Below are 6547 nucleotides of genomic sequence, written 5' to 3'. Positions count from 1 at the left end.
TGGCGCGATACGGCCATCCTCCCGCCTTTCGCGACAAACCGCACCCTCATCTACAGCCGTCACGCCAGCGCCTGATCCATTCTCAAACGGACTCTAAGGAGATGCCCTGTTCGCGTCAGTTGGGTTCAATCATCGCCGCCTAACAATCGCTTCAAAGTTCCGGGTTAGTAACGATGGCGCGAGGCAATCTGTCAGGCGGCCTGCGTTCGCACCTCCAGTAGATATGGGCCGGCGAACGCGAACGCACGATGGAGTGCCGCGTCGAGCGCGGACGCCTCCGTTATGGCCTCACCCTTCATGGACATGCCTTCGGCGAGCTTCACGAAATCGAGGCCGTCGATAACGGTGCCGACCGGCACGCCCATCCCCAGCAGTCTGCCGAAGCCGACGAGCGCTTGATAGGCCTGGTTGTTGACGATCACGAAGACCACGGGCGTGCCCAGCTTCACGGCCGTCCACAGGGCCTGTATCGCATACATACTGGAACCATCGCCGATCAGAGCGATCACTCTGCGTCGTGGCTCTGCCATGGCGATGCCGATCGCACTCGCCAGGCCATAGCCGAGCCCGCCGCTGGCATGGGCGTAATAGCTTGCCGGTTCTTTCATCGGTAGATGCGCGCGCATCACATCGAGGCTGCTCGGCGCTTCGCACACGATGACCCGATCATCGGGACAGATCGCTTCGATGCGGCTCATCAGATAGGCGTCCGTCAACCTGTCCGGCGCCGGGGCAGGAAGGCGAACGCGCGGCGGCGGCGGTGTCCGCGAGGTGAGCGGGGCACTGTCCAGCAGATCGTTGATGGCCAGCTTCATGTTGCCGACGATCGCGTTGCCGACTGGACTCCAGGAGGCGATCGAGGGATCGTCGATGACCTGCCACAGGGTCGCGCCTTCCGGGATGAAGGGGCCGGTTCCCTCGACGTGATAGATGAATGCGGGCGCGCCCAGTACTACGATAAGATCATGCCCGGTCAGCGTCTTCACGAGCGGAGCGCGATCCCACAAAAGGTGTCCGGCGAACAACGGATGCGTTTCCGGGAAGCTGTTGCGCGCGGCGTGAGGTCCAGCATAGACCGGCGCCTGGTGTAGTTCCGCCAGGGCGATCGTCTCATCCCAGGCCCCGGCATTGGCATTGGCTTGCCCCACGACGAACACCGGATTGCTCGCTTCGGCGAGAGCGGTGCGTAGCTCCGCGATCATGGCGGGGTCGGGACGGACGAGGCGGCTGACTTGTCGCGGGGCAACAGGCTCGCCCGGCCGATCCCAATCGTCGGCGGGGACCGACACGAACGTCGGGCCGCGAGGCTCCTGCATTGCGATGTAATAGGCCCGCGCGATGGCGGCTGGCACATCTTCGGCGCGGGCCGGCTCGATGCTCCACTTGACGTAAGGGCGCGGAAGTTCGGTTGCCCGCTCCGAATAGAGGAACGGCTCGACCGGCAGGAGCGCACGGGATTGCTGGCCCGCGATGATGATGATCGGAGCCTGGTTCCTGAATGCAGTGAACACGCTGCCCATCGCATTGCCCACGCCAGCCGCAGAATGTAGGTTGACGACCGTCGCATTGTCGGATGCCACCGCATAGCCATCGGCCATGGCGACGACAGCGCCTTCGTGCAGGCCCAGAACGTACTCAAAGTCATCGGGAAAATCGCGGAACATCGCCAGTTCGGTCGAGCCCGGATTGCCGAATATCTTGTTGATTCCAACTGAGCGGAGGAAGGCATAAGTAGCTTCCCGCACGCTCATGCCGCTTGCAAGCGGCGCAGGATCCGGCGCTGGCGAATGTTCGGGATCGATGTTCCGATGCATGAGAATTCTACTCCGGTTCGCTATTATTTCGATCCGCTCGACCGCACTCCCGGCTAGGTTCCGTATCGCGGCGGTGGCGTTCGGCCAGATGGCTACGGCAGCCACCGTGCTTCATGGCGAGCAGATTGTGGACCGCTGTATCAACCAGGCATGAGCTCGGTCGTCTTGTCCGCGTCCAGCAGGCTCTTGAGATGTCTGGCATAACGGGCCGAGCCAATATCGATATCGAACATGGCTGGCCGCGACGTGGCGAGTGCAGGGTCGGATATCGCGGCCTGCTGCGCTTCCAAAGTGACCTTGTCCTGCGCGGTGAATGCGAAGTTGGCCAGTTCGCCCATCTGTTGTCCGATCCGCGCGTGATCTTCGGGCGAACGGTGCGGTGGATCCACCAGCACGCCGTCGACATGATAAAGCGTGGTCTCCTCGTCGATCGGGGTAAGGATGTTGATGCCCAGCAGGCCGGTGCCGCCGGAGCGACCCTTGCCCGCATCGTTCACGCCGATGTGATTGGCGAAGCATGTCGTCCCGATCAGTTCCATGTCGGTCCACGTATCGCCTTGTTCGAGCGCGCCTTTCGACATCAGGTGGAACAACGCGGGCAACTTGGTATCGACCGCCAGGCGGCGCACGATGAAGCCGCTGTTTGTATCTTCGATCCCGATTTCGGCATCCGCCATCTCGAGATTGCCGAGCAGTGTGTCGTGCAGGACGCAAGCATGACTGAGATCGAGCAGGTTATCGCCGATCAAAGCGTAATTCGCCTTCATCACGAGGGAGAACTGCGCGCCGGTCTGTACGTAGTGCGGCCCGCTGGCTGGTGGGCGTCCATCGCTCTCCAGCGGCGACAAGTCGGGGATAAGCGCGGGATCAGCCTCGCGCTCCCCCAGCCACACCCACACCATGCCGTGCCGCTCGATCGCGCGATAGCTCTTTACCTTGGCGGCTGGCGGAATACGGCCACTGGTATGCGGATTGTGCACGCAGGTGCCGGTCCCGTCGAACTCCAGCCCGTGATAGGCGCAGCGGACTCGATTGCCGTCGATCACCTTGCCCAGATGCAACGGTACGAACCGGTGCGGACAGAGATCGTCCATTACCGCCACGCCGCTTTCCGTGCGGAAAAGGAGGATGGGCTTGTCCAGGATGCGCAGACCTTTGGGCTCCGTGCCCAGATCCTTGGCCCAAACCGCCCCGTACCATTGGTTCTCGATAAACGGCACGCGCTCTCTCCTCTCGTCCTCGGGTCGAAGGGACGCTTTTCTACATTCGCAGCACGGGCTTGATGACCTGTCCGCTGCGATATTGCTCCCAGGCCTGATCGATCTGGTCGAAACGATATTCGGTGATGAGTCGCTCGAAGGGGAACATCCCCTTGCGCCAGTAATCGATGAGCAGCGGGATGCCCGTCTGGGGATTGGCAAAGCCGCCGATGATCCCCTGCAGCTTGCAACCGCCCGTCATCAATCGCTCGAGGTTCGGCACCCATGGCTCTCGCGGGAAGATGACATAGCCCGCCGTGCCTCCTACGCCCAGGCAGGCAGTGGCTGCGTCGAAGACCTGCGGCGCCGATGCCGTTATGAAGCTGAAGTCGAAACCGCGCGGCTCCAGCTGCCTCAGGGCACCACCGGTTTCCGCATCCGAATGGATGACGTCGCTGGCGCCCAGCGATTTCGCCAGTTCCAGCCTCTCTTTGTTCACATCGACAGCGACGATCCGCGATGCGCCCGCGATCTTCGCCGCCATCACGGCAGCCAGCCCGACGGAGCCGGTGCCGAATATCGCGATCGACTGGCCCGGGCGGACGCTTAGCGCCTCCAGGACGGATCCCGCGCCGGTCACCATGGCGCAACCTAGCGGACCGAGCAGGTGCAGCGGCACGTCCCGCGGCACTTTGACTGCCGATCGCTCCGGCGCGATCACGTGTGTGGCAAACGAAGATTGGCCAAAGAACACGCCCGATACCTGATGGCCGCATTGGCTGATCGGGGACGTCCCATCGGCCCGACCGCCGCTCCAGCACAGCTTGACCATATGATCGCAATAGACCGTGCGGCCTGAATGGCAGTTCGGGCAGTGGCCGCAGGAGTTTCCGCTTAGGACAACGTGATCGCCTGGCTCGAGTGCCGTGACACCGATGCCGACGGCCTCGACGATGCCGGACCCTTCATGGCCAAGAACGATTGGCTTGGGCGCGAACATCGCGCCGAACTGGCCATGAAACATCAGGTCCGAATGGCAGATCCCCGTCGCGACGACCCTGACCAATATTTCGCCCGCGCGCGGTCCGCCGAGTTCCACCGTTTCGAGGCGAGGTGAGGGCTGATCTTCGCGTGAGACCGCGGCAGTTATTTCCATTGGGATCTTCTCTGGTGGGGCGTGCTCGCCGGGTTCGTCACGGTGTCAGGCCGGTTCGTCCACGATCGGGTTGGTAAGGCTGCCGATCGTGTCGATGGTCACCACCACGGTGTCCCCTTCCTTCATGAAAAGCGGAGGCTTGCGCTTTGCGCCCACACCGCCGGGCGTGCCGGTCAGGATCACGTCGCCTGGGTCCAGATGCGTGAAGGTGGAACAGTAAGAGACCAGGAACGGAATATCCCAGATCAGGTCGCTGATTGGCTGGTCCTGGACGAGTTGCCCGTTGAGGCGCGTCTGCACCCGCAGCGCCGTAACGTCGTCCACCTCGTCGGGCGTGACCAGTTCCGGACCGAACCCGCCCGTGTCGGGGAAGTTCTTGCCGGGCGTGAACTGGATGTTGTGCTGCTGCCAATCGCGAACGGACCCGTCGTTGAAGACCGCATAGCCTGCGATGTGCGCCATGGCGTCATCGCGGGAAATCCGCCGTCCGGGCTTGCCGATCACCAGGGCAAGCTCTCCTTCATAGTCGAACTTCGTGCTTTCGCGGGGACGCACCAGTGGTTGCCCCGCCGCGACCAGCGTGTCCGCCCATCGCGTGAAGACCGCCGGATATTCCTTTTGCTCGCGCCCGGTTTCAGCGACATGGGTCGCGTAGTTCAGCCCGATGCACAGGATCTTGCCCGGATTGGGAATCACCGGGAGCAGTTCCACCGAAACGATGGGATACGACGCGATGGCCGGCAGAGCGGTCAGATCACCGTCCAGACAATCGGCCAGATTGTCGGCCTTATCCGCGCGGCCGAGATCGACGACAAGCTCGCCTTCCACTCGTCCGAAGCTCGCGGTACCATCCGGCCTGCGAAAACTCATGTAACGTGCCATTCTTCACTCTTCCCAAACCGCTGTTTTGATGACGAAGTCGCTAGTCCCCGCGTTACGTCTGGACCGGGTCCGCCACTTCGTCGCGCAGGAAACGGAAGCGCTCCTCGGCGGCGCGCAGGCTGTCGAAATCCTTGTCCGAAACGCCCCATTGATCGATGCGGTTGGACGGCCACGTCCAGTCCGATGGCGCACCGACCTTGTGGTCGTCGGCCACCTTGTCCACCGCGGTCGAAAACTCGATGACGGGTCCGAAAGGGGAGACGTAATAGGCGTAGACGTTCGCGCCGGGGCCGTGGCGTCCCGGGCCCCAGGCGGGAGGCTGCCCAGCGTCCCTCATGCGGCCGATCCCGCGCATGACCGCATCAATGTCCTTCATTTCGAAAGCGATGTGATTGAGCGAGGCGAATCCCGCGCGGGCGAACGCGACGGAATGGTGACTGTCGTTGCATCGCACGAAGACCATGCCCTTGGTGCGATCGGACACGCGAAAGTTCAGCAGATCTTCCACGGCATGGCCGGAGGCTTCCGCGTCGATCGAATTGAAGACGACATGGGTGAGCTTCACCGGCAGATCGCGCCCTTCGATGGGAGCGACTTCGGTGGCATCCACCAGGAAGCGCCATAGTTCGCCTTCGGGCAGTTCGACGATTACGCCGCGTCCGCCGCCGGGATCGCTCGATACGACGTCGCGTACCGGGCGCACTGCAGCCGTCGACCGCTTACGCACGGTGACAAGCTCCGCCTCATCGCAGACGAACGTCGTGGAGCGGACAAACTCACCGTCCGCCTTCTCCAGAGAGAGAAGGTAGGGGAAGCTGCCTGAGCCGCGCAGATAAAAGGTGTCGCCGCGTCGCTCGGCGAGCGCCGCGCCCCAGATGTCGACCATGAACTCTGTCGCTGCTTCCGGATCGGGCAGCCCAAGCTCAACGCTGCGTAACTTCATGCCACGTTCTCCCTGTCCAGCCCTGCCGCGCCTATTCCAGCGAACGCGCATGCCTCGTCGCAATCGCCCGTATCGCCGCTGATCCCGACCGCGCCGATGATCGTGGCGCCCGACCTCACAAGGACCCCGCCTGGCGAGAAGGCCATTGCTCCGCTTACAGTGACCGCAACGCTCTGGAAAAAACCTGGATTGCCTTTTGCGCGTTCAGCCAGGACACGAGAGTCCATCCCCATGCCGATCGCGCCCGAAGCCTTTGCTCGCGCTATGTCATGGCGGAAAGGCGATGCGCCATCTTCTCGTCCAGATGCAACCAGATGACCGCCGGCATCCAGGACTGCAACGGCTAGCGGCTGCGCGTCGCGAGAACGTCCGTGCTCCAGTGCGCCGGCGATGATCGCACGGGCCTCAGCGTAGTTCACGATCATCTCCTCGAGCGATTTTACCCGTGCACGACAGTCAGGTCCTGGACAGCCTCGGCCGGCTCTCCCTGTCCAGGATGCAGTGACTACACTGCAAGTCTGATATCGTGTCTAGTTCTTAAAGCTCGCATGGC

Annotated in this window: 6 protein-coding genes; all 6 read right to left on the bottom strand. The window is 62.7% G+C overall.

The window, feature by feature from the left end; genetic code table 11:
• Nucleotides 1–191: 191 nt before the first annotated feature.
• Entirely contained in the window at nucleotides 192–1751 is a 1560-nt protein-coding gene (gene mdlC / locus HNO88_RS17970) for a benzoylformate decarboxylase (RefSeq protein WP_184248899.1), read from the bottom strand.
• 203 nt (nucleotides 1752–1954) lie between these two features.
• Nucleotides 1955–3034: a Rieske 2Fe-2S domain-containing protein gene (locus HNO88_RS22885; protein ID WP_184248896.1), complete on the bottom strand. Its 1080-nt coding sequence runs from the start codon at nucleotides 3032–3034 to the stop codon at nucleotides 1955–1957.
• A 40-nt stretch (nucleotides 3035–3074) separates the two neighbouring features.
• Nucleotides 3075–4169, bottom strand: coding sequence for an NAD(P)-dependent alcohol dehydrogenase (locus HNO88_RS17960; protein ID WP_184248893.1), 1095 nt, complete (start codon nucleotides 4167–4169; stop codon nucleotides 3075–3077).
• 45 nt (nucleotides 4170–4214) lie between these two features.
• Nucleotides 4215–5051 (bottom strand): fumarylacetoacetate hydrolase family protein, encoded by an 837-nt coding sequence (locus HNO88_RS17955; protein WP_184248890.1) that lies wholly within the window; start codon nucleotides 5049–5051, stop codon nucleotides 4215–4217.
• A 52-nt stretch (nucleotides 5052–5103) separates the two neighbouring features.
• Nucleotides 5104–5994, bottom strand: coding sequence for a VOC family protein (locus tag HNO88_RS17950; protein WP_184248887.1), 891 nt, complete (start codon nucleotides 5992–5994; stop codon nucleotides 5104–5106).
• Nucleotides 5991–6419, bottom strand: coding sequence for a GlcG/HbpS family heme-binding protein (locus HNO88_RS17945; RefSeq protein WP_184248883.1), 429 nt, complete (start codon nucleotides 6417–6419; stop codon nucleotides 5991–5993). Before HNO88_RS17945 ends, HNO88_RS17950 begins: the two co-directional genes overlap by 4 nt.
• Nucleotides 6420–6547 lie beyond the last annotated feature (128 nt).

The organism is Novosphingobium chloroacetimidivorans (genome assembly GCF_014204535.1).
Lineage (GTDB): Bacteria > Pseudomonadota > Alphaproteobacteria > Sphingomonadales > Sphingomonadaceae > Novosphingobium > Novosphingobium chloroacetimidivorans.
The sequence above is the reverse complement of the archived record's forward strand: the minus strand, read 5'-3'. Positions and strand labels throughout refer to the sequence as shown.

Coding starts and splice junctions, on each gene's coding strand:
- HNO88_RS17945 (WP_184248883.1), bottom strand. CDS start 6,419: ATGATCGTGAACTACGCTGAGGCCCGTGCGATCATCGCCGGCGCACTG.
- HNO88_RS17950 (WP_184248887.1), bottom strand. CDS start 5,994: ATGAAGTTACGCAGCGTTGAGCTTGGGCTGCCCGATCCGGAAGCAGCG.
- HNO88_RS17955 (WP_184248890.1), bottom strand. CDS start 5,051: ATGGCACGTTACATGAGTTTTCGCAGGCCGGATGGTACCGCGAGCTTC.
- HNO88_RS17960 (WP_184248893.1), bottom strand. CDS start 4,169: ATGGAAATAACTGCCGCGGTCTCACGCGAAGATCAGCCCTCACCTCGC.
- mdlC (WP_184248899.1), bottom strand. CDS start 1,751: ATGAGCGTGCGGGAAGCTACTTATGCCTTCCTCCGCTCAGTTGGAATC.